The following is a 22,434-nucleotide window of genomic DNA, read 5'->3' on the forward strand; positions in this document are numbered from 1 at the left end:
TCACATCCCCCGGTGCCTGCGGTCGCCCTTATCCAGGCCGTTGTTGTGGTGGTTCTTGGCCGCCGATGGGGCCTCACGGGCCGTACGGTCGCCGCTGGCGGTCGATGGTGTCTCGGCCGGTCCGGCCAGTCGGGCGAGCGGGGCAGGGTGCTGGCCGGGCCGTTCGTCGGCGATCGCCCGAGCCGCCTCGGCGAGGTCGTCGAGCCAGTCGACGGCCGGTATCCCGTCGATGGCGTTTGTGGCAGCGAGCTTGCTGTCCCGGATCGGGATGATGATGCGGTTGGCGGTCCAGTACGCCTGTCTCCATCCGTCCTTGACGGCGTGGGTCCAGGCGACGCTGGCGGCGGCTGCGGCGCGCTGCGCGTTGGTGCGGGCGCGGTTGTCGCTGGCCGCAGCCTCGAATGTCCGCCCTAACGGACGATTACTTCCCTCTTCCGTACTCGCTCCGTCGTGACGCCGGACTTCGTCATGGGCCGCGGCCGTCAACTGGTCCAGGAGTCCGCGCACGACGTGCCCGGGGTCGTTCTTGTCGCTGAGGCGGCTGGTCGCCTCGCGGGCGGATGCGGTGATGTGACCGTCCACAGCCAGGACTCCGGCTCGCTTGCCGGAGGCGAAACCGAGCGGGAAGACGGCCTTGACCACAAAGTCAACGCCAACCAGCTGTCGATCGTCGGCGGGTGAGACCGGCGCCTCGTTCCACCCCTCGTTCCACGCTATGGCCGTTAAGGCGGCCAGGTTCGATGGGGCCGGCCAGGACGCATCTGCCCAGTAGTAGCCCAGATGCGCTGCGACAGCGTCCCGGGTAACGGGTCGGCGGGTCATGGGCACCTCCGCGCCGCAGCCGCAGCCGCAGCGGCATGGACACCGACCGAGGCCGGGGTGGCCTGTTTCGTGACGGTGGCTTGCGGAGGATGGCGTCGTCGGCGCGGGGCGGTCATGCTGCGGCTCCTCGTCTATCTGGTGTGCGGACGGGCGACTGCCCCGTGGATCGGCGCTCCACCGGGCTGGTGGGCCGGGGAGCCGGCGGCAGCGCCCGGCGCGGCAGTGGGCGGGGCCGCAAAGCTCAGCTGGGCAACGCCATTAGGCGGAGCTTCCGGGTTGGCCGTCCCGGCGGTGCTCGGGTCGGCAGCGGCGGTGGGTGTTGCCGACGCCGGTCGTGGATGGGTGGGCGTAGTTCGGGAGGTGACTGCTGGCGTACGGGCATAGGCCCGTGCGGTTTCGGTGTGCAGTGGCCCGTTGGTGGCGTCGGTGAGCAGGGTGAGCGTGGTCGGGTTGGTTCGCACAGCCACCCATGGCCGGTCCGCGAGACCAATACGGTCTGCGATGCCGCGCACGATCTCCGACCAGTCGTGGTCGGAGAGTCGGCGCTCACCGGGTTGGGTACGCAGGGCGAGTGCCATCACGCGGGCCCGGTCGGCAAGCCGTCGTAGGTCGACACGCCAGGTGCCCGCGTGCCACCCGCCGCCGACGTCGATGACGCGCGTTTCGGCCAGATGACTGCGATTAGCAGCTCGGCCCACCGCCCGTACGGTGATCGAGCCGGCGATCTGTCGCGAGGACTGAGAGTCGTAAGCACTTACCAACATTGGTGATGCCTCCAGAAATGGCCGGGCTCGCGAGGAGCGCCAGCAGGAACCAGCGACAAGAAAGTCGGAAATGCCGAGTTCCTGCTTATCGACGGATGTGCACCCCCACCGAGTCCAACCAGGACAGCGGGTCGACCGCGTTGGCAGCCGTCAGCGGCGGCGCGTTTCGGTGGACCTCGAAGTGCAGGTGTGGACCGGAGGAGCGACCTGTGCTGCCGACCCAGCCGATGAGCTGCCCGGCCTGGACCTGCTCGCCGGCGGAGACGGCGAGACGCACCGCATGGCAGTAGCGGGTGGCGATGCCGTTGCCGTGGTTGATGTTGACCAGCAGCCCGCAGCCCGACAGGTTCGGGTTTCCGGGCCGGTCGCAGTACGCGCTGTCGCACCGGGCGGCTAGGACGACGCCAGCCGCAGCGGCGTAGATCGGAGTTCCGGTCGCCGCGGCGAGGTCGATACCGTCGTGGCTGGGCCGCGATGGCGGCCGGAACCTGCTGACGAGTTGGTAGCTGTCGGCGGGTAGCGGAAGGCGCCAGGCGCCAGTGCCTCCCGCTTCGAGGGTGTACTTGCCGATGCGGGAGCGGACCTGCTGGGGATAGTCGTGTGCCTTGCCCGCAGCCGGTACCCCGCCGGCGCTGGCGATGCAGCCGCGGCCACAGAAGTAGCCGGCCCAGGCGATGTCGAGAGGGTCGCCGTGCAGCACGTTCGCGTCGATGTTGCGGGAGGCCCACGCGACGAGGTCGCACATCAGGCGACCCATCGCGTAGATGGCGTCTTCGGGGTCGTCCGGCCCGTTGCGCCCGTCGTTGTCGTAGTCGTCGCCCCAGTTCGCCCACGTGCCGCGCTGGAACTGCGCGATGCCGATGGCAGGCCCACCGCGCTCGGGCGGATTGTCGGCGACGGCGTCGGCACGCCAACTGCTCTCCAGGTCGATCTGCGCAGCGATCATCGGCGGCGTGATCTGGGGGCAGATCGATCCGGCGCGGACCACCCAGGGAGCGAGGTAACGAGCATGGGGCTGTATGGCGTCGACGTTGAGTGGGCCGCTGGCGGGGGCGGCGACCAGCGCCGGGCTCGCGGCGAGCAGGGTGGCGGCGCCCGAGGCCACGAAGGCGACCAGACCGGCCGCAATGGCCACCACGCCTGTGAGCAGCAGTACGAGGGCGCGCACCGATGTCGGGCTGGCTTGTCCGTTCGTGCTGGTCATCGCGATCAGCCGATCTCGTATTCGCTGATCCGCCACCCGACCGTGCTCGGCCGCAGGCCGCACACGACGGTGTGGCGTTCGAGCGTGCCCCGCCAGCCGTCACGCCCGATCGGTTGCACTGTCACGAGTGCGCCGACGTGCCGCTGCTCGGCGGTATCGGGCGGAAGCGCGTCTCCGGCGTACGGGCCGAGCTGAACGTCGGTGTAGGCGCGGTGGTGGACCAGTTCCTGCCATTGCGGGGTCTGGCGTGCCGAGTCCTGGTCGACCACCGCCGCAGCCAACCTGGCGTCCAGGTACATCGCGGCCCACCGATAAGCGCCGGCGCGATCACGGTCGACGGCGGTGTCCACGCGATGCGCGGCGACGGCGAACGCCGCGCACACCGCGTGCGGGTCGTGGTAGTTCACCGACGGGTCTACGAGCTGGGGCGACACCGCCGCGGACGGCTGCGGACGAGGCTCAGGGGTCGTTGCCGCGCAGGCGCCGAGCAGCCCGGCCGTGAATACGACCGCCAGTAGGGCGGGAATGCGAAGGGAGCGGATCATGCTGTCACGCTCGGGTCCGCCCGTAGGCGGCGACGCTGCCGTAGCGCCGTAACGCCACCGGCTCCGCACCCCGAAACGAGGGAAGCCCGAGGCGTGGATTCGCCTCGCCGACATCAATCGGCTCGGCGACGCGCGGATAGCCAGCTACGGGACCGGCCTGCTCAACAGATCGCGGATGAGCCCTGTCGCGCCGGACACCCGCGCGCAGCAGCGGGGAGCAGTTGCGGACCGCCGCTACCCGTAGCGCCCGCAGCGCTCCCGTCAACGTCGGCGGTAACCGTAACGGCTCCGCACCCCGACGAACGTCTCCGGCAGCGGCCCCGACCGGGCCGCATTTCGATTGTCGGAGGAGATCGACATGGTCCTCAAGCTCGTCGTTGCCGGCCAAGCGGCGCTCGCCGCGAACGCCCCGAATCCGGCGCCGTCGGCACCGCCCGGAATGGAGGCGGTAGCCACCAGCTTCCTCAGCTGGGGAAAGTGGATCTTGCTGGTCGCGGGCGTCCTCGGGTTTTTCATCTGCGCCGGAATGATGATCATCGGACGGCGTAACCGGTCGCAGACCGCCGTGGATGGTGCCGCAGGCGTGCCCTGGGTGCTCGCCGGACTGGCGCTGACCAGTCTGGCCGCCGGCATCGCGGGGGTGGCACTCACGTGAACCGCCGCATCTCGCACGCGGCGCCCCGCAGCCGCATCCGTCCCATGGTCGTCGCCGCCGTCGGGATGGCACTGCTTGTGCTGGCTTCGGTTGCGGTCGCCCGCAGTGGCGACGACACCCGGAACGATCACGCCTCGCCTGGGCAGCCACTCACCGAGGCGAATGCGCCGGCGGACGCTCCGGCATCCGACGTACCTCAGCAGGTGGCCGTCGAGGTCTCATGGCCTACCGACCTGACCTGGACCACCGTGGCGGGGCTCGGTCTGCCGGTCTCCGCCACCGCGGGTCCACGCGACTCCCCCGCTGGGCGAGCGCGAGGCTTCGCACAGACACCGTCCGGTGCCGTTCTCGCCGCACTGCACCTGCTGGTGCGGACCAGTCCGCAGGTGGGGCCCCGGATTTGGGGCCCGACGCTGCGTGAGCAGGTCGTCGGGCCGGATGTTGCGGCGTACATCGATGCGGTGACCGAGGACTACGCCGTTGCTCAGGAGCAGTTGCAGATTCCCTACGGCGATCCGCTGTCTCCCATCTACGCGTCGATCGCCGGGGTCCGCATCGACTCGTACGGCCCACAGGCGGCCAGCCTGCGGCTGCTCATCGAAGCGCCGGACGGCAACGGTGGCGTCGCCCGCGCGGCCACGGTGGTGCAGGTCTCCTGGACGGGCACGGACTGGAGTCTGATCGCTCCGCCCCGGGGCGACTGGTCCACGGTCCGCGCCCTGGTCGGCCCTGCCGTTGTCCGCAGCTACACGCCGCTGCCGGGCAGGTAGCCATGTGCGACGCATGGGATCTCAAATGCCAGTTCAAAGAGGGCGCGACCGAGGTCGCTGGCGCCGTGGCCGACACGATGATCGGCCAGCTTGCCGACCTGATCAGCCAGGCCCAGTCCACGCTGATCACGTCGACCGTGACGTGGTGGCTGTACCTGCCGCCGGTCGACGTCGAGCATGCGCCAGCGGCACAGACTCTCCAGCGGTGGATGCTGCCGTTCGCCTTGATCGTCTCGGTCGGCGGCATCATGTGGCAGTCCCTCCTGCTGATTATCAACCGCAAGGGGGAACCGCTCGTCGCGGTGGTGAAAGGGCTGTTCACGACCGCGTTGTTCGGCGCGGTAAGTCTCACTGGCACGCAGATGCTGCTCCGGGCGTGCGAGTCCTACACCGAGTGGGTCCTCACCTGGGGTATGGACTGCGCGCCAGGGCTCGGCGTCGACCCGGGCTGCAAGACCAACGCGCTGGCCGCGCGGATGCAGATGCTGCTGCTTCCGGCGGGACCGGGTATCGGCAGCGTCCTGGTGGTCGTCGTGGGCATGGTCGTGCTCGTGGCGAGCATCGTGCAGGCGATGCTGCTGCTGTTCCGTAACGGCGCCATCATCATCCTCGCCGGAATGCTGCAACTCGCCGCCAGCGGCAGCTTCACCGCAGCCACCAGTAACTGGTTGAAGCGGGTGCTCGGCTGGCTGCTCGCGATGGTCTTCTACGAGCCGTTCGCCGCCACCAGCTACGCGGTCGCGTTCATGCTCGTCGGCGATCCGCAGAACCGGGACATCTCGACGTGGTTCACCGGTGCCGGGATGCTCGGCATGACGCTCGTGGCGTTGCCGGCCATGATGCGGTTCTTCAACTGGACCGTCGGCGCGGTACAAACCACCGGGAACTCCGCCGGCATGCTGGCTGCGGCGGGCGCCGCAGGGCTGCACGCGGTCGCGTCGAGACGCGGCTCATCCGGCATGTCCGCGACGGACTATGCCCGGGATATGGACCGCCGCTATCCGCCGCAGCCCAGCGGCGGCGACAGCGGATCGGGCACGCCTCGACCGACCCCGCCGGTATTCACCGGCCCCTCCCCCACCGCTGGTGCCGCCCCCTCGGCGAGTACCGCGACGACCACCACCGCGAGCGCCTCAGCCGGCAGCGCTACGACGACGGCGACGACGGCCGGCGGCAGCGCCGCGGCCGGTGCGGGCGCTGGTGCCGCAGGCGCCGGTGCGGTCGGGGCGTCCGCCGCAGCGGGCCCTGCCGCGCCTGTCGTCGCCGGTGTCGTTGTCGGCGCGCAGGTGGCGGGGGCAGCAGTCAAGTCCGCGGCGAGCACCGCGTCCCGTTCGACGGAAACCGGGTGATCAGGATGCCTACGAACGCTCAGGCCGAGGAGACACGAACCTACGGTGGTTGGCGTCGCGCTCGACCGCTGGGCATGTTCGGGCTCGGCTTCGGTCAGACGATGGTGGTGCTCGCGGCAATGACCGTCGCGCTGATCACGGTGTCGGTGAGTCTGACCGCTCTCGCGGTGGTCGGCCCCGTCTGCCTGATCGTCATCGTCGGCAACGTCGCTCAGTGGGACGGTGTGTCGCTGGCGCAGGCGCTCGTGCAGCGTTTCCGCTGGGTCGCCGGTTCCGGCCGTGGCCGCACGAGCTTCCGCAGCGGCGTGATGTCGGCGCAAGAGCACGCCTGGCAACTGCCGGGCGTGCTCGCCCCGACCGTCCTGCTGTCCGTCGATGATGGCCACGGCGGCACGTACGGCGTGGTGTGGCATCGCCGGCTCAGGACCATGACCGTCACCCTGCGGTGCGCCGCCCAGTCGACCTGGCTGGCCGACCCGGAGGCGGCGACCGCCTGGGTGTCGAACTGGGGCGGCTGGCTGGCCGGCCTCGGTCACGTGCCGATCGTGCGATGGGTCGCGGTCACGGTGGACACCGCGCCGGATTCCGGCACCCGGCTGGCTGACTACATCACCGGCCGGCTGGCACCGGACGGGCCAGCGGCAGCGGTGCGAGTGATCCAGCAGCTCATCGCCGCCGCACCACAGGCCGCCGCTGACGTGCAAACGACCGTGTCGATCACCTTCGAGCCGGCTGCGTCGCCGGCCCGGCCCAAGACGGTGCCGGACTGTCTCGCGGAGGTCGATCGCGCCTTGCCCGGCTTGCAGGACGCGCTGGCCGGGTGCGGGCTGACGGTGCTGGGTCGGGCGACAGCGGCGCAGATCGCCGGAATCGTGCGGCACGCCTTCGATCCGACCAGTCGAGGCGAGGTGACCCGGCTGCTCAGCGCCGCGCCGGACGCGGCAGCCGAGCTGCTGGACTGGAGCAACGCCGGCCCGGTCGCCGCCGAGGAACACACCGATCGCTACGAGCACGACGGCGCCACCAGTGTGACCTGGGCGTGGCACGAGGCACCGCGTCAGCCGGTCACGCACCACGTGCTCGCCCGGCTGCTCGCCCCCGGCGAGCAGCCGAAACGGGTCACGCTGCTGTACCGCCCGATGACCGCCGGGCAAGCTGCCGGCGAGGTCGAGCGGCAGGTCAACGCCGCCCAGTTCCGGTCCGCCTACCGGCGAGCGCGCAAGCTCGATCCGACCGCCCGGGACATCGCCGACCACGAGCAGGCCGCGCAAGCCGCACGAGAAGAAGCGCTCGGCGCAGGTGTCGGCCTGATCAGCCTCTGGGTGACCACCACCGTGCTCGATCCGGCCGACCTCGGCCGGGCCGTCGCGGATGTGGAAAGCCGCGCGGAGACGTGCAAGGTGCGGCTTCGCCGCCTGTGGCGTTCCCAGGCGGCCGGGTTCGCCGTCACCCTCCCGGCCGGGATCTGCCCGCCGGTGCTGGCCCAGCAGTGGCCGAACTGATCTTCCCTCTCTCCAGGAGCACTCCCATGGCATTCGCAGATATTGACGTGACCGCGCTCGGCCCGATCCCCCCGGCCTGGGGATGGCGTCGACCGGGCGCCGGCCGCGCCGTCCACGTAACGGCCGGTACCGAGTACCAGGCCACGACCGTGCAGGCCGCCGGCTTGTACCCGTTCACCGCCGGCAGCGGCGCCCCCCTGCTGGGCGTGCCGATCGGCCGGCACCAGCTCTGGGGTGAGTCCGTGCTGCTCGACCCGTTCGAGTGGCTCAACGCCGGACTGATCACCAACACCGGTGTTTTCGTGCTCGGCCAGCCGGGTGCCGGCAAGTCCGCACTGGCCAAGCGGCTGGTCATGGGAATGGCCGCCACCGGCACCCAGATCTTGATTCTCGGAGACACGAAGCCGGACTACAGCCGGGTCGTGCAGCACCTCGATGGTCAGGTCATTCGGGTCGGCAGGGGTCTGGACCGGATCAACCCGCTCGACGCCGGCCCGCTCGGCACCGTGCTGTCGCGGATGAGCGGACCCGACGCCGACCAGCTTCGCCTGGAGGTACGCGGGCGGCGGCTGACCCTGCTCATCGCCCTGTGCACGCTCGTGCGCGACGGCGGGCAGGTTAGCAACACCGAGGAGGTCGTCCTCGGCAGGGTCGTCGACCTGCTTGCCGAACGGCGCACCGGAGATCCGGTGATCCCCGACGTGCTCGCAGTGCTTGACCAAGGACCGGACACCATCCGCGCCGCAGCGCGGGCTACCTCGGCGGCCGACTACCGCCGCCGGATCGACGACCTGGTCGCCACCCTGCGCCTGTTGTGCGAGGGCACGCTCGCCGGTGTCTTCGACTCCGCCACCTCCACCCCAATCGACCTGTCTGCCAAGGCGGTCAGCATCGACATCTCCCGGGTGGCCGCCGCCGGCGACAAGCTGGTCGCCGCAGCGATGCTGTCCACCTGGAGTTACGGGTACGCCGTTATCGACGCTGCCGCCGTGCTCGCCGACCAGAGCCTCGCTCCCCGGCGGCGACATCTGGCGATCATGGACGAGCTGTGGCGGGCGCTCCGGGGAGCGCCCGGGTTGGTCGAGCCGGCCGACGCGCTCACCCGGCTGTCGCGCAACCTCGGCGTCGCACAGATCATGCTCACCCACTCGCTGGACGACCTGGACGCGCTGGCCAGCGACGAGGACCGCGCCAAGGGACGCGGCATGGCCGAACGGTGCGCCATCAAGGTCTTGGCCGCGTTGCCTGGCCGGGAACTGGACCGGATCAGCCAGATGGTCCGGCTGTCCGTGCCCGAGCGGGACATGGTCGCGTCCTGGGCCGCCCCCGAAGCACTGGTGCCCGGCGCCATGCATCCCGGTCGCGGAAAGTACCTCGTCAAGACCGGCGAGCGGGCGGGAATGCCCGTCGCGCTGCACCTGGTCGGCGAAGAACTCGCCCTCTACGACACGGACGCCGCCGTACGGGCAGGTGCCCGATGAGCGGCATCCGCAACCAGCAGCCGATCTACCCACGCGGTAGCGCCGGCGGATACCCCCTAGCCCCGTGGCTGATCCTGGGAGCCTGCGCCGCCACCGCGGCCTTGACCTGGCTGGCGTGGATCGCCGGCCGCCTCGCCGCCGTGGCCGCCGGCCGCCCCTGGGACACCGGCCCATCCTTCGGCTGGGAGTTCACGAAGCGCCTGCTTGACCAGGACTGGCAGCATCTGTGGCCCGGCGTGCCACCGCTACTGGTAGCGCTGATCTACGCGCTACTGCTCACCACGACGGTCGTGCCCGGCTTCTGGGCGTGGGCGTGGTGGCAGGCCCGCCGCCCGCAGGCCGGAGACCCACTGCCGTCCCTCGCCCGCACCCGCGACGTCGACGAACTCATCGGCGCGACCGCGCTTGCGCGGGCACAGCGGCTACGGCCGAGCCTCGCCGGACGTGCACCCAAGCAGGTGCCCGCCACCGCGATCGGCATCGCGCTTGGACGACTCGTCACCGGGGGCCGCCGCGGGCCGGTGCTGCGGTCCAGTTGGGAAGACGTGCTCCTCGCCGTGATGGCGCCCCGGGCCGGCAAGACGACCAGCCTCGCCGTGCCCCCGATCCTGGACGCACCGGGACCGGTGCTCGCTACCAGCAACCGCTCCGACCTGTGGGCGGCCACCGCCCGAGCCCGCGAGCGGGTCGGCCGGGTCTGGACGTTCGACCCACAGCGGGTCACCCGGCAACCTCAAACCCTCTGGTGGAACCCCCTGGCCACCATCAACGGTGTCGAGGAAGCCGCACGGCTCGCCGACCATTTCATCCAGGAGATCCGGGGCGTCGGTTCCTCCGACCCGTTCTGGCCGCTGGCCGCCGGGGACCTGCTCACGTGTCTCTTCCTCGCCGCCGCCAACTCCGGCGGCACGCTCACCGACGTGCAAGCCTGGCTGTCCGACGTGACCAGCCGCGAGCCGGTCACGCTGCTGCGCGCTGCCGGATACCCCCAGGCCGCCCGTGCGCTCGCCGGCCGTCAAGGAGGGGCCCCGGAAACCAGAGACGGCGTCTACGAAACCGCGCGTACGGCCGCCCGGTGCCTGTCCGATCCGGAAATCATGGCCTGGGTAACACCGCCGACCAGCGCCCTGGACCGGCTCGACGTGACCACGTTCCCCGGCTCCCGCGACACCCTCTACCTCCTGAGCAAGGAGGGCGCGGGTGCCGCCGCTCCCCTGGTCGCCGCGCTCACCGACGCCGTGTTCCGCACCGCTGTCGTCCACGCCGAGGCGGCCGGTGGCCGCATCGACCCGCCCGTCCTGGCGGTATTGGACGAGGCGGCCAACATATGCAAGATCAATGACTTGCCGCAGCTCTACAGCCATCTCGGCGGTAGAGGGGTCATCCCGATCACCATCATCCAGAACATCGCCCAAGGCCAGGGCGTGTGGGGCGAGCGCGGCATGACGGCCCTCTGGTCCGCCGCCACCGTCAAGGTCATCGGCGCAGGTTTGGACGACGCCCGCCACGCCGAGGACATCTCCCGCCTGATCGGCGACCACGACGTCGCGACGACCTCGATCAACCGTGACGGCAACGGTCACACCAGCTACTCCACCAGCGCCCAACGGCGCCGGATCCTCGAACCGGGCGACCTCCGCGCCCTCAAGCGGGGGCGGGCGATCCTGCTAGCGACCGGCGCCCGAGCCGCCATGATCGACCTGATGCCGTGGTATCGCGGCGACCACGCCGACATCATCGGTGCCGACACCACCGCCAATGTCGAGGCCATCACCCGCACCGCCCGCGCGGACCTGGGTGCCGACCACCTCGGTCCGTCGAGTTCGGACACAACAACGTCCACCGACCGCGGAGACCTGTCATGAGCGGCCACTCCGCCCGGCTGTCGGCCGACCTGCGCTGGGTCGAGGCGATGCTCACCGACCTACAACGGCAGATCGACGAGCTCGCCGGTGAGCTGCGGGCGCTGTCCCACCTCGTGCATGTGCACACCCTCGCAACGCTGCGGGCGGACACGGACAGCACGGTTGCGTCGGCCACGCCCACGGAGGCCGACGATGCCCGGTGAGCGGCCCGCCCCGCCGCCGGAACGCCTCTACGCGGTCAACGCCGCCGCCGCCCAGTTCTACGCCAGCCGGCTGCCTGTCTCGCGCAAGGCGGCCCGCTACCTGCACAGCCACGGCATCAACACCGCAGCGGACCCCACCGGCCCTTGGCAGGTCGGCTACGCACCGGGACGGTGGACCGAACTGGCCACCCACCTGCGGGCAGCGGGATTCACCGACGAGGAGGTGACCGGCGCCGGTCTCGGTTTCATCCACAACAGGAGCGGACACCTACTGGACCGCTTCCGCGACCGGCTCATGTTCCCCGTCACCGACGTGCACAACCGCGTCGTCGGATTCACCGCCCGCGACCTGGGCGGACGCGCCGAGGCCAAGTGGCTGAACACGCCAGAGACAGCTATCTACCGCAAACGCCTGCTGCTGTACGGTCTCGGCCAGCAGCTCGCGAACCGGCCCGCCGGTATCGGCGACCCGATCGTGTTCGTCGTCGAGGGCGCCGCCGATGTCCTCGCGATGCACCGCATGGCCGCCGCGCACGCTGCGATCCCCGAGACGCAGCCGCTGTACGCGGTCGCACCGTGTGGCACCAACCTCACCCGAGACCAGCTCGACCTGATCCAACAAACCCTGCCAGGTGCCCACCTGATCCTGGCCTTCGACGGCGACGACGCCGGACGTCGAGCCGCCGACCGGGTGTACCCGGTCGCCTCTCGATGGCCCGGCCAGGTCTCCGGAATACGCCTGCCGGAGGGACAGGACCCTGCCGACATGCTCGGCGCCATGGATCCCGTCTGGGCGATCAGCGAAATCATCGGTGCCGTCCAGCCTCTCGCTCAGGTCCAGATGACCAACACGATCGACCGGCTGTTCGCCACCAAGCGGATCACCGATCCGGTCCGATTCGTCGAAGATCGGATCACCGCCTACCGGGCTATCGCCGAGTTGTTCGTCGACGCGCCGCACGCCACCCGTGACATGGCCGAAGCCGCCGCCGAGCGGCTCGGCCTGGCCTCGACCGACGTCGCGCGTGGGGTCATCGAGGCATGGAGTGCCCGCACCGACACCCCCGGCGGAACCGACCCTCCTCCGGACACGGCCGCCCCGCCCTCCGCTGATGAACCGGCGGCAGGCCCACCAGCCGAGGTCCCGACGCCCTCCAGCCCTTCTCATGGCGTAGCCGAGACGGACATCACCGTCTCGGCCACAGCTCACAACACGGGGAGTCGCCGCGCCGGCACCACTGCTGCGATCACACGCTACGACCCGAGCAGCGGAATCACCGTCTGGGCACTTGCCGACGGCATCGGCCGCCACGCGCAGGCCGCGACCGCCGCGCAGATGGCGGCCGACATCGCGGCGACGGTCAGCCTGCGCTCCACGCCAGCGGCCGGGCTGCACGGCGCGCGGGCAGCGATCAATGCCTTCTACAGCGGGGTCCACCCCAGCCAGGCGGGCGACGCCTCCCTGCTCGTCGTCTCTGCGTACCCATCCCCGACACACCGTCACGGCGTACGGTGGGAGCTTGCCTGGGCCGGCGACTGCCGCGCCTACACCATCCGCGCCGGCCAACTTGCCCAGGTCACCGCCGATCACACCGCCGCCTGGCAACGCCGCGATCAGGGAGAGCACCCATCGCCCGGTATCGCGGACGTGCTGCTCACCTCCAGCATCCGCGCCGGCGACATCAGCGTGTGCCCTCTTGACGAAGGGCCGCTGCTGCTGTGCAACAACGGCGTGCACCGCGCGATCCCCGAGCGCCAGCTCGCGGCAGAGCTGGCGGGCATGAGCGATGCCCAAGCCAGCGCCGACCGGCTCGCCCGCGGGGTCGGGCAGCACAACGCGCGAGATGCGACGGTCCTACTCATCCACGCCCGATCCGCACCACCGGCTCTGGTCACCACGACCAGAACCAACGCCCACGCGACGGTGACGGCGTCAGGATCCCCGGCGGCCCTGGCCAAGACCTCCTTCACGGACGCAGGAACCGGTCCTGCGGCGGTCACGACGCCGCAGGCCGAGTCGGTGCGAGGGTTCGGTCAGCCGGCCGCCGGCCGGCGACGCTGACCGACTGCGGCCCTGTGCGTCCGATCGGAAAACGCAATCGGTCCCCGGGAAAGACCCGGGGACCGATTGAAAGCCTTGCTTCCGGCGTCGTAGCCGCCCCGCAGAGGAGACGGGCCAGAGGAACTGGGCGATCCACCGGTTGCGCACCCGGTAGGGCCCTTACTCCGGAAGCTTACGAAGAACAGCCTAGAGCGCCCTGCCCACGATTTGCTACCCGATTTTCCCGGAGACTCGGACCACTGAGGCGAGCGGAACCTCACACCAACCTGTCCGGCGACATTGACTCACCGGCGCGAATGATCGTGGCGGCTCGGACGTGGCAGGACCTCCCGTGCAGCCCGGTCTATCGCGCCTTTCGCCTGCTGGCTCGGCTCGGCGTCGACCGACGCCGCGAAGGCGAGCTTGGCCAGGCGTGGTGCGGCGCGGGGTAGGTGCGACGGCGGCGATGCGAGTGCGGAGGCGCCCGCAGCGGCGAGCGTTGACCTCAGCCGGTAGACCTGCTCGTCGTCTGGCTGCGCAACGCACCATCGGGCGACAGCGTGGTACACGAGCGACCTGGGCACGCGTTCGAGTTGCCGGCGGCCGAGAACGAAGAAGTGGCGGTTTCGAGCGGCCGTCTGGGTTGCCACACGCAGAACCTCCGACAGTGACGGGAGCACCGCCGCCAGCTTGTCGATCGCTTCGAGTCGGGACCCACGGCTGGTGACATGGCCTGGTCGCGGTGGCCCGGGACGGACCCATCTTGTCACCAGATCAAGCTCACGGGCTGTCTGCGCTGCCGCCGGGCCGTGTGGGGGCGTGCCGTGTAGCTGACCGGCTGCGTGGGCCGCTGCGCTCCACGATCGCCAGTCCGCTCCAACAGCGCCGGGTGAGGCGAGTGCGCTGACCGCGAGTGCCGCTTGGGTCGCCTTGGCCAGGTGCATGACGCGCACCTCGCCGGGGTTGCGGTGCATCCAGTCTCGCGTCGCGACCAGCGAGCGCAGCGCCGACGCGCCATCGCTGATCGCCCGGCGACCTACCGGGACCGGTGGCGGCGGTTCCAGCAGGTGCAGCAGTGATGGAGCGTCGCCGGCGGCCGAGATCAGCTGGTGCACGACCTCGGTCAGGTAGCCGTTGCTGGTCCAGCGGGCCTCTTCCGCCACCGTCTCGAAAGCGCCGTACGCGAGTCGATGGCTGCCGGACAGCCACTCAGGTAGCCCTGCGTCGATGGCCAGCATGTCGGTGGTCAGTACGGCGATGTCGGCCAAGCCGGCTTTTCGCCCGGCACCGGCACGAATCGCCACGCCCTCCGGCGTCAGCGGATCCCGGGCCGGCGGCGTGTGACCGGCCAGGATCTCCCCGGCCACCGCGATCGCCTCCGCCGCCGACTCCAGATGGCGCCCGACCCGGCAGATCGGGGCCGTGGCGGGGGCAGCCTGCCGGTCGCTGCGAGCCGCAGCGGTGAGTCCCAGGTAGAGCCGTGTCGTGTGATCCCCCGCCTGCATCCGCAGAGCGACATCGACGGTTTCGCGGTCGATGTCGGCACGAGCCGGTTGGCCGCCGACGACCAGCTCCACGAGTTTGGCCAGCCGGGCATAGACCCGCTGCCGGGCCACGACGGTCGCTCCGACGTCATCGAGAGTGACCGCCGGATCGGACGGTAGGCGTGCTTGCGCGCGGGTGAGCTCGTCGTGCGCCCGCGACAGCCAGTTTCCGTACGTCACACCAGACCTCGCACCGCAGCGTTCAATCGCTCGGCGGTCGCGGCGTAGGCGAAGCGGCGCTGGGCCGACACCTCCGGCTGCTGACTCGCCTGGTCGTAGCCGTCCCCCAGCACGGAGACGAGGCGGATGAGGGTCCGTTGCGTTGTGGTGGACGTGATCGAGGACCGCGCCGTGGTGACGGTGACGGCGATCGGTGCCGGTTCGGGGTACAGCTCGGCAAGCGCGGTGAGCAACTCGAACCCGAGCAGTGCCCACTGCTGGGAGGGCACATCCGGAGAGTCGAAGGCCAGACAGGCCAGTCGCAGGCCGGCTTGCGCCTCCGTCTCGTCGACGATTCCCCGTTCCTCCACACGAGTAATGGCCTGCTGCAGCGCGGTGATGTAGTCCATTCCCGGATCCTTCCCACGGCCCAGAACTCTGTCCACAACGGCAGCGAAGCCCTGTGGATAACCGACCGAGGCGCGTCGCGTCCGCCCTCGGATGCTCGTACCGAGCAGTTGTCGGCGCTGGTCAGGTGAAGCAAGAGCTGTTTGTCGCAGAGGCCGTCGCCAGGTTCAAGGTCGAGCCCTGGCAGGGTTTGCTGCGCTTCGGGGATCGCTTCGGCGAGAGGGCGGTTGTACCGCGTCAGCCAGACCGGATCTCTGCCGAGCGTGCTCCGCCGCGCGTTCAGGAGAGTTTCCAGGTCGCAGGCCGAGTAGAACAGGCTCGGCCGATCGCGCCGCATCTCGCCCCAGCCTCGGGGCGTCTTGAGAGGGCAGAACCAGCACGCGGACTTGGGCGGAACCGGGAGTTTCGCCCTGGCGATGATGCCCGCGCAGTCGTGGCGGCGTAGTGGAGGTTCGTGGTCAAGCAGGGGGTACACCGGGATCTCGTACGGCATCGCCTGGCGTCTGTTGACCCGTTCGATCTCGTCCAGGCTGATGCCGATGCCTACCGTCGCTGGCCTGTCACGGCTCGCGCCGTGCTGCTTCAGCCACTTCCCGAGTACCTTGATCTTGAAGTCCGCGGTACATGATCTTGTGCCGGGTGCGCCGTTCGACATGCGAACCGGGATGGGCAGACTTCGGGATCCCTCGCGGGTGAGTCGGCCCCACAGGGTCTCGACGGTGCCGTCGCGGCGTGTGCGGTGCAGCTCGTGGAGCTCGATGCCGTGCGCCGCCGCGTACGGCTTGGCGTACCGCTGGAGGTACTCCAGAGTTGCTGGGTCCTCGGAGTCGCGACCGGTGTTGGCGAAGAGGAATGTGGGAAAGTTGATCTTTCCGGTGGCGGCGAGGACCAGCAGCGCCGTCGACTGGACGCCGCCGCCGAACGCGACCGCTCGGATCGGGGCGGTCATCAGTCCCACCACCCATCGGGGGCGGAGTCGGCGGTCGCTGACGGCAGGTCGGTGTGACGGGCAGCGCGGTCTTCGTCGGCGGCCCGGCACTGTTTGAAGGGTCCACTGTCGCCGAGTAGTTCGTGGATGTGCCGGTCGACCTCGACCGACCAGCCGGACATGCCGGTCGGGGCGAGGCGGCTGACTTCCCAGGAGCGCCAGAGCAGTTCGAGGCGCCAGATGGCCTCTGCGTGGCGCCACCACTGCGGGCACCAGTGCCAGCGTTGCCCGTCGACGCGCCACGCGAACATCGGAAGGAACAAGCCGGTGACCCAGGCTTCGACGGTCGGGAACCTCAAGGCGGCCGGCGCCTCGGTGGCACCGGGTGCCTGGTCGTCGAGCCGCTGAGTGAGTTCCGCGACCTGGGTCTGCAAGGCGGCGACCATTCCGGCCAGGTCCTCGTCACGGCGGCTGGTCACCGGGTCCTCCTCTGGGCGGGATGCGCGGTCGGGGTACGGGCTGGCATGGCGCTCGGGTGGGCGGTGAGTGCCCGCTGCGCGGGCAGGGCGAAGGACTCGGCTGCCAGCCGTGCCGCCGCTGGCGTGGTTGCGTCGTGGGCGCTGGCATCGGCGGCGAGGTCACCGGCGCGGCCGGTTGCCGCTGCGGCGGCGGCGCGAGCCGTCTGGTGTTCGTTGACGGCGGTGGCGGGGTCGTCAGGGGTGGCTGCGGTGGTGGCCGCGGTGCGCTGCTCGGCCTCGGCCCGGTCGAGGAGGGTCTCGATGTGGGCGAGTGACTGCGCGGACCAGCCGCTGTCTTCGAGGTTGCGCAGCAGTCGGGCCCGGCCAACCGGGTCCAGCGTGCCGGCGAGCCGGGCGATTTCCTGGTCGAGTTCTTCACCAACTTGGGTGAGCGCGCCGGCGGTGGGCGCCCGGCCGCCATGTGGCCGGGCGGGGCCGGATCCGGACCAGACGTAGCGGGCCGCGTCCGCCATCGCGTCCTGGCGTGAAAGGCCGGCGTCGCGGCCCCGGTGGTAGAAGTCGATCAGGCTCGGGGCGCGGCGGCGCAATTCCTCTTCGGCGGCGGTCAGCATGGTGGCGTCGGTGGGATTGCGGTCGGCGTTCTGGGCCGCCTGTCCCCAGTGCCGCGCCACCTCCACGACGGGCAGGTCCGCAAGGTAGCCGCGTAGCCGGCCCTCGTCCCCGACGAGACGGGCCCATTGCCGCTTGCGTCGGGAGGCGTCCGCTGCGGCGAGCCGCTCGGCTTTCCGGTTCGCCTTCTGCTCGTCCTGTTCCCGGCGTGTCTGGTCGCGTAGTTCCTGTTCGGCTCGGTTGGCTTTGGCTCGGGCGTTCTCAGCTGCCAGCCGCGACCCGGCCTCGACGAGTACGCCGAGGGCCATGAGCCGTTCCATCGCGCGCTGGTTGCCCTCGCTCCAGGGATCGTGATGCTCGGGTTCCATGTCGCCGACGCTGCGGGGCACGGGTTTTCGGCGGCGCTACCGGGAGCGGCTACGGGCGGACGGCCGGGCCGACCGTAGCGGGGCTACGGGTAGCGGCTGGTCGGGTGCCGGTGTCGCGGGCGGACGACCGTGCCTGCCAGCCGAGGCGTGCAGGCGCGCGGCGGCGGTGGAGGCCGCCGCAGCTTGGCTACGGCGCTGCTGGGATTGCCGGAGAGCGGCGAGGTTGTCGGCGAAGCCAGCCAGCAGGTAGACGAGTTGCAGCGCGACCGCACCGGTGCGGTCGCTGCTGAGTTGTCCCATCAGCCCGACCAGCCGGGCGAGGGAACGAAGGTGCACCGCACGGGCATCCACAGCCGGGAGCGGGGTTTCCCGCCGCCCACCGATGGCGCGGTGGAGCAGTTCTGCGGCGTGGGCCAGGCGGTGTGCCTGCGGTTGCGGGACGGTAATCGCGGTGGCGGTCAGGATGTCGGCTACGGCATGGGCCGCCTGTGCGGACAACGGTTGCGCTGGCCGGGCCAGGTCGTCGGCGGCGTTGGTGATCGCGTCGGCCGTTTCCTGCCACAGGTGTTGCCGCTGCTCCGCCGTGGTGGGTGTGGAGGTCTCGGACGGTCGGGGTGTCTGGGCCCAGCGGGCACGCAGGTGCGTCAGGGTCAGGTCGGGGGCGAGTTGACCGCCGCCGAACCAGGGCGGATGGTCCCTGCCGGGCAGGGCGGGACGGCTGACGGCGTAGCCGGTGACGCTGTTGTCGGCGCGGCTGCGCCGTAGCCGCACCCGCAGCCCGGCGGCCCGTAGCCGGTGGACAAAGTCGTCTTCGTCGGTAGCGACGACCGCGGCTGAGCGGACCTGGCGGCGCAGCCGCTCACGGGCCGAGGGGGGCGCGGCCCGGCGAGTCGCAGCGGCGCGCGGAGTGCCGGGCGTGGTGGTATCTGGTCCCGGCGGAGGTGTTGCGAGTCCGAGTCGGTGTTCCAGGTTGCGGGTGGCGTGCGCGCACCGGTGCCGGTCGTCGCTGGCCGGTTCGGTCCGGCCGTCCTGACGCACGAGAGTGGCGACGACGTCGACCCGTGCGTGTCCGTGCGCTATGGCGATCCACCGCACGGCGTTGCGGTCGCCGTGGGGCGCCAGGCCGGCTTCGTCGAGGAGATCCCGGACGGCGGCGGCCCACTCCTGGTGAGTGAGCCGCCGTTCGGTGGGGTCGAGTTCGAGGGTGCACCGCCAGACGGGCCGGGTCGGCGTGGTGGCGCCTGCCCTCATCGGTTCGGCGAGCAGTGCGGCCAGGCGAGTGGTGTCGTACCCACCTGGTCGGGGCGCTGGCTCCAGATCGGCCAGCTCGCCGCTACCGGCCCACGCGGCGACCAACTGGGGTGCCGGGTCGGTCACAGCGCGGGCGGCGTACGCGCGGCGGATCGCGGCGACCACGAGGGCGCCACGGGCGTGCACCCGGATGATCATCGAGTGATCCGGGTCGCGGCTAGTCGACGCCGAGAAGCTTGAGCAGGGCCGGGACGCTGACGAGGTAGCGGCGACCGATGCGCAGGATCTTCACCGGGAACTCATTGGTCTTGGCCAGCTCGTACGCCTTCGTTCGGCCGATGCCGAGGATCTCCCCGGCGGTCTCGACGTCGGTGGTCATGCCGAGGGCACGCACGGCCTGTTCGGTCCAGACCTGGGACTGCGGTGTGGTCGCGGTGCTGGTCGTCATCGGTGAGTCCTCCCGCTGCTGTCTGGTGCCGACCTGTGGGTCTGCGACAACAGCGACGGTGCCGATGACGGGGTGGCGCCAGGGCTACCCCTGCGATGTCCTGCGCTAGGCGTAGCGCAGCCGGGCCATAAGGGCCGGCATCCCAGCCAGCCGCGGTGTTAGGGGTAGCTCGGGCTCATCCTCCGGCGTCCGGTTGCGCGTCCTGTTTCGGTCGACCGGTGCTCGACGCTGAACCAGTGCGGCTGTTGATCCAGCTTTCGACACGGTGACGTTTCCAGGAGCGGATGATCCCGCGACGGCCGGGCTCCTCCAGATCTGGCTTGATCAGGTAGCCGTCCCGGTCCTCCTCCCAGGCCGGGACGCTCTTCTCCACGTACTTGGACCAGGCTCCGTGGGTGACTCGGATCAGGGTGCGAAACTCCTTGGCGTTGATCAACTCGTCCGGGTCGCCCTCCAGGCTGACCTGGTGCACCCTCGCCATACGAGCGGTCCGCTTGACTTGGAAGTATGAGGCGTTGAACACGTCGAGATCCTCAAGCGCGTACCACTCCTGGCCGTCCACCACGTCGACCGGCTCGCGCCAGCCGGTGGTAGGACGATGCTTCGGTGAGGCGACCCGATTGATGGTCTCCAGGCTCCGGTTGAGGTACTCCGCGGCCCCGCGACGGTTCGTACAGAGGCGGTCGTTGACCACCCGTAGCTCCACGCAACCCCCTGCGTTCACGTCCCGATGTGCCCCGGCGTCGCCCGCCAGGCAGCCGTTTCCGCTTCCGCTCGCCGCAGCCGGGCGGCTCCGGTCGCGGGTAAGGGTCACTGTACCGGCAGCAACGTCGCCGGTTGCTTCCGCTGCTTCCGGAAGCACCACGTCAGTACGCATCATGAACCGTCCTCTGCAAACGTGGGCAGGTGCAATAAGCATCCGCAGGAGCCCGGCGAGGTTCGGCTCTGGCGTGGCCGGGCGGCTGATCCAGTGCGGCAAGAGGGCTGTGCGGGCAGGAGATGGCATCCGCGCTCGGTGTAAGTACGGGCAACGCCTCCCGGGCTGACACCGGGAGGCGTTGCCAAATTGCGGGGACTTGCAGATCAGGTGCCGGCGGTGACGAGTTCTTTCCGCGATGCCGCAGAAAGCACGCTCCGGACCGTCCGGTCGGTGACGCCCACCAAGGTCGCCAACTCCTGCTGCTTCGCGTCCGGGTGATCCCGGTGCGCTTCGAGCACCGCCAGGACGGTGGCAGGGCTGACCCGGTCGACCTGCGGTACCGGCCGCCCGTCGAACATCAGCGGCTCGCCCGCTGGCGCGTTCGACGTCGTCCGGCGACGGCGCGGCGACATCCGCTCCATGAGCCCGCGAAGCTGCTCCTCCGCGGCCTCGCGGCGCTGCTGTTCGTCAGCGAGGGCACGCTCGGCGGTTGCCGCCCGCACCTCCAGGTCCTTCTGTACCCGCGCCTGCTCCCTGCCCTTGAGCCGGACGTTGGCGACCTCCGTTTCCGCCAGCTCGCCGCGCCGGCGCCACTGCTGAGCTTCCGCTTCCGCCTGCCCCCGACCTCGGGCCGCCTGCTCCGCTTCCGCTCGGGCAGTCGCTGCTGCTTCCTCGGCCGCCGCCCGCAGGACGGCTTCGTGCTCCGCCCGCCGCGTCGCTCGTTGCGCCTCCTCGGCTGCTTCCGCTCGCCGCGCTGCTTCCGCTTCCGCCGTCTGCCGAGCCGCCCGGGTTTCCGCTTCCGCCTGAGCGCGCCGCGTCGCTTCTGCGGCCAGCCGCGCTTCCGCTTCCGCCAGCGCCACGCGGGCCAGGCGGGCAGCCTCCTGCGCCGCTTCCATCTCCTTACGCGCCGGCCCGGGTAGCGCCAGTGACGGTACCGAGGTGCCGGTCTGGGCGAGGTGCAGCAGCATCGTCAGGGCCTTGCCGGTTTCCCCGGCACGGGCAGCGTTGCGGGCGGCGGTGCGCGCCTGCTTCCGCACGTCTGCCGCGAGCGACTCCCGCCGTTCCCGGTCGCGCTCGACGGCGGCGAGCCGGCGGCGCTCACGGCGAGCGGCTTCGGCACGCGCGACCAGGGCCGCCGCGCCGGGGCTCAGCCGGTCCAGCACGTCCAGCCGCCAGGCGGTGAGGGTCGAGTGGGGGGCCACCAGCCACCGCCGCCATCCGAACCGCTCCGGCGGTGGCGGCAGCATGCCCCGGTCGCGCAGCGTCGGCCTGTGCTTGGCTCCGCTGCGGACCTCGTAGACGATGATGCCGAGCGCCGAGAGGAACGACAGCCCGACCGCCTTGACCGGGTCGGTGTGGTGGCCGATGGCGTTGATCGCGACCGCCGCCGCCGTGCAGATCCAGATCAGCGCCCGCGCTGCGAGCGCCCGCTCCCCGGCGAGGCGCTGCTGCTGTGCGGTCAGGGCCATCGCCAGGCCCGTGCCCTCGATGGCGACCGCCGCCACGACGCCGATCGGCGTGGGCAGACCGTTGATCCTGGCAGCGTCGACCTGCCCATACACGGCGCCGGCCACAGCGAGGCCGTAGATCACGCCGGAGTAGACCGAGGCGGCGTTGGCCCGTACGTACTCGACGCGACGCGCGTACCACGCCGCCGTGTCCTGCCGGCGGGCCTGCCGCCGCTTGCGCCTCGCCTCGCGCTTGTTCTCGCGTTCCTTGCGGCGACGCTCGGCGCGGTCAGCTTTCTGCCGATCGCGCTGGTCGTCCAGGCGCAGCCGCCCTTCCTGCTCGTGAAGGCGTCGCTGCACCGCCGCGTCCTCGTCGGCGATCCGCTGCGCGCTGGCCAGCCGTTCCCGCTCAGCGGTCGCCAGCTCACGGGCGACCCGCCGGTCGGCCCTGGCCAGGTCGGTCAGGTCGGTGCTCATCGCGCCACCGTGCCTTCCAGCACCGCGCGCGTCGGCACCGACCCTGGCAGCAGGTGGTGAATCCGGGGCCGAGGGCGCGGCGGTATCGGGGCCGTAAGGTCTGTCATCAGTCGGACCTCCGTTGTCCGATCAAGGTCCCGGCCGGTGGGTTGCCTCCACCGGCCGGGACCGCCTGCGTTTACGGGCCGGATAGGG

19 protein-coding genes are annotated in these 22,434 nt (G+C 70.8%); 8 read left to right on the forward strand and 11 right to left on the reverse strand.

Annotated elements, in window-relative coordinates; all coding sequences use genetic code 11:
- From O7615_RS04380 to O7615_RS04390, 3 genes are all read right to left on the reverse strand, one after another.
- Window positions 1–822 carry a hypothetical protein gene (locus O7615_RS04380; RefSeq protein WP_278175961.1) on the reverse strand — a complete coding sequence of 274 codons (822 nt, stop codon included), beginning with the start codon at window positions 820–822 and terminating at the stop codon, window positions 1–3.
- 849 nt (window positions 823–1,671) lie between these two features.
- The gene (locus O7615_RS04385) at window positions 1,672–2,790 is read right to left on the reverse strand and encodes a M23 family metallopeptidase (protein WP_278175962.1); all 1,119 of its coding nucleotides are present in this window, start codon (window positions 2,788–2,790) and stop codon (window positions 1,672–1,674) included.
- Between the two features lie 5 nt (window positions 2,791–2,795).
- Window positions 2,796–3,335 carry a hypothetical protein gene (locus O7615_RS04390; protein ID WP_278175963.1) on the reverse strand — a complete coding sequence of 180 codons (540 nt, stop codon included), beginning with the start codon at window positions 3,333–3,335 and terminating at the stop codon, window positions 2,796–2,798.
- A gap of 358 nt (window positions 3,336–3,693) precedes the next feature.
- On the opposite strand from O7615_RS04390, the gene O7615_RS04395 reads away from it, so the two are divergent.
- From O7615_RS04395 to O7615_RS04430, 8 genes are read left to right on the forward strand one after another with little or no spacing between them, the layout of a single operon-like run.
- Window positions 3,694–3,990 carry a hypothetical protein gene (locus O7615_RS04395; protein ID WP_018790585.1) on the forward strand — a complete coding sequence of 99 codons (297 nt, stop codon included), beginning with the start codon at window positions 3,694–3,696 and terminating at the stop codon, window positions 3,988–3,990.
- The gene (locus tag O7615_RS04400) at window positions 3,987–4,760 is read left to right on the forward strand and encodes a hypothetical protein (RefSeq protein ID WP_278175964.1); all 774 of its coding nucleotides are present in this window, start codon (window positions 3,987–3,989) and stop codon (window positions 4,758–4,760) included. Before O7615_RS04395 ends, O7615_RS04400 begins: the two co-directional genes overlap by 4 nt.
- 2 nt (window positions 4,761–4,762) lie before the next feature.
- The gene (locus O7615_RS04405) at window positions 4,763–6,109 is read left to right on the forward strand and encodes a hypothetical protein (RefSeq protein WP_278175965.1); all 1,347 of its coding nucleotides are present in this window, start codon (window positions 4,763–4,765) and stop codon (window positions 6,107–6,109) included.
- A gap of 5 nt (window positions 6,110–6,114) precedes the next feature.
- Window positions 6,115–7,611, forward strand: a complete 1,497-nt coding sequence (locus tag O7615_RS04410) for an SCO6880 family protein (protein WP_278175966.1) — start codon at window positions 6,115–6,117, stop codon at window positions 7,609–7,611.
- A gap of 26 nt (window positions 7,612–7,637) precedes the next feature.
- Window positions 7,638–9,092, forward strand: a complete 1,455-nt coding sequence (locus O7615_RS04415; RefSeq protein ID WP_278175967.1) for a hypothetical protein — start codon at window positions 7,638–7,640, stop codon at window positions 9,090–9,092.
- Entirely contained in the window at window positions 9,089–10,957 is a 1,869-nt protein-coding gene (locus tag O7615_RS04420) for a type IV secretory system conjugative DNA transfer family protein (RefSeq protein WP_278175969.1), read from the forward strand. Before O7615_RS04415 ends, O7615_RS04420 begins: the two co-directional genes overlap by 4 nt.
- The gene (locus O7615_RS04425) at window positions 10,954–11,160 is read left to right on the forward strand and encodes a hypothetical protein (protein ID WP_038847634.1); all 207 of its coding nucleotides are present in this window, start codon (window positions 10,954–10,956) and stop codon (window positions 11,158–11,160) included. Before O7615_RS04420 ends, O7615_RS04425 begins: the two co-directional genes overlap by 4 nt.
- Window positions 11,150–13,222 carry a toprim domain-containing protein gene (locus O7615_RS04430; protein ID WP_278175970.1) on the forward strand — a complete coding sequence of 691 codons (2,073 nt, stop codon included), beginning with the start codon at window positions 11,150–11,152 and terminating at the stop codon, window positions 13,220–13,222. The genes O7615_RS04425 and O7615_RS04430 overlap by 11 nt, the downstream gene beginning before the upstream one ends.
- A 284-nt stretch (window positions 13,223–13,506) precedes the next feature.
- Here the strand turns inward: O7615_RS04430 and O7615_RS04435 are convergent, their stop codons facing one another.
- From O7615_RS04435 to O7615_RS04470, 8 genes are all read right to left on the reverse strand, one after another.
- Window positions 13,507–14,925, reverse strand: coding sequence for a hypothetical protein (locus O7615_RS04435; RefSeq protein WP_278175971.1), 1,419 nt, complete (start codon window positions 14,923–14,925; stop codon window positions 13,507–13,509).
- Entirely contained in the window at window positions 14,922–15,314 is a 393-nt protein-coding gene (locus O7615_RS04440; RefSeq protein ID WP_038849185.1) for a hypothetical protein, read from the reverse strand. Before O7615_RS04440 ends, O7615_RS04435 begins: the two co-directional genes overlap by 4 nt.
- Before the next feature lie 946 nt (window positions 15,315–16,260).
- The gene (locus O7615_RS04445; RefSeq protein WP_278175972.1) at window positions 16,261–16,719 is read right to left on the reverse strand and encodes a DUF4913 domain-containing protein; all 459 of its coding nucleotides are present in this window, start codon (window positions 16,717–16,719) and stop codon (window positions 16,261–16,263) included.
- Window positions 16,716–17,696: a hypothetical protein gene (locus O7615_RS04450; RefSeq protein WP_278175973.1), complete on the reverse strand. Its 981-nt coding sequence runs from the start codon at window positions 17,694–17,696 to the stop codon at window positions 16,716–16,718. The genes O7615_RS04445 and O7615_RS04450 overlap by 4 nt, the downstream gene beginning before the upstream one ends.
- Before the next feature lie 36 nt (window positions 17,697–17,732).
- Window positions 17,733–19,145 carry a hypothetical protein gene (locus O7615_RS04455; protein WP_278175975.1) on the reverse strand — a complete coding sequence of 471 codons (1,413 nt, stop codon included), beginning with the start codon at window positions 19,143–19,145 and terminating at the stop codon, window positions 17,733–17,735.
- Between the two features lie 19 nt (window positions 19,146–19,164).
- The gene (locus tag O7615_RS04460; RefSeq protein WP_018790599.1) at window positions 19,165–19,395 is read right to left on the reverse strand and encodes a helix-turn-helix domain-containing protein; all 231 of its coding nucleotides are present in this window, start codon (window positions 19,393–19,395) and stop codon (window positions 19,165–19,167) included.
- 175 nt (window positions 19,396–19,570) lie between these two features.
- Window positions 19,571–20,260 (reverse strand): hypothetical protein, encoded by a 690-nt coding sequence (locus O7615_RS04465; RefSeq protein ID WP_278175976.1) that lies wholly within the window; start codon window positions 20,258–20,260, stop codon window positions 19,571–19,573.
- A 218-nt stretch (window positions 20,261–20,478) separates the two neighbouring features.
- The gene (locus tag O7615_RS04470; protein ID WP_278175977.1) at window positions 20,479–22,239 is read right to left on the reverse strand and encodes a DUF2637 domain-containing protein; all 1,761 of its coding nucleotides are present in this window, start codon (window positions 22,237–22,239) and stop codon (window positions 20,479–20,481) included.
- Between the last annotated feature and the right edge of the window lie 195 nt (window positions 22,240–22,434).

The organism is Micromonospora sp. WMMD1082, assembly GCF_029626175.1.
Classification (GTDB): domain Bacteria; phylum Actinomycetota; class Actinomycetes; order Mycobacteriales; family Micromonosporaceae; genus Micromonospora.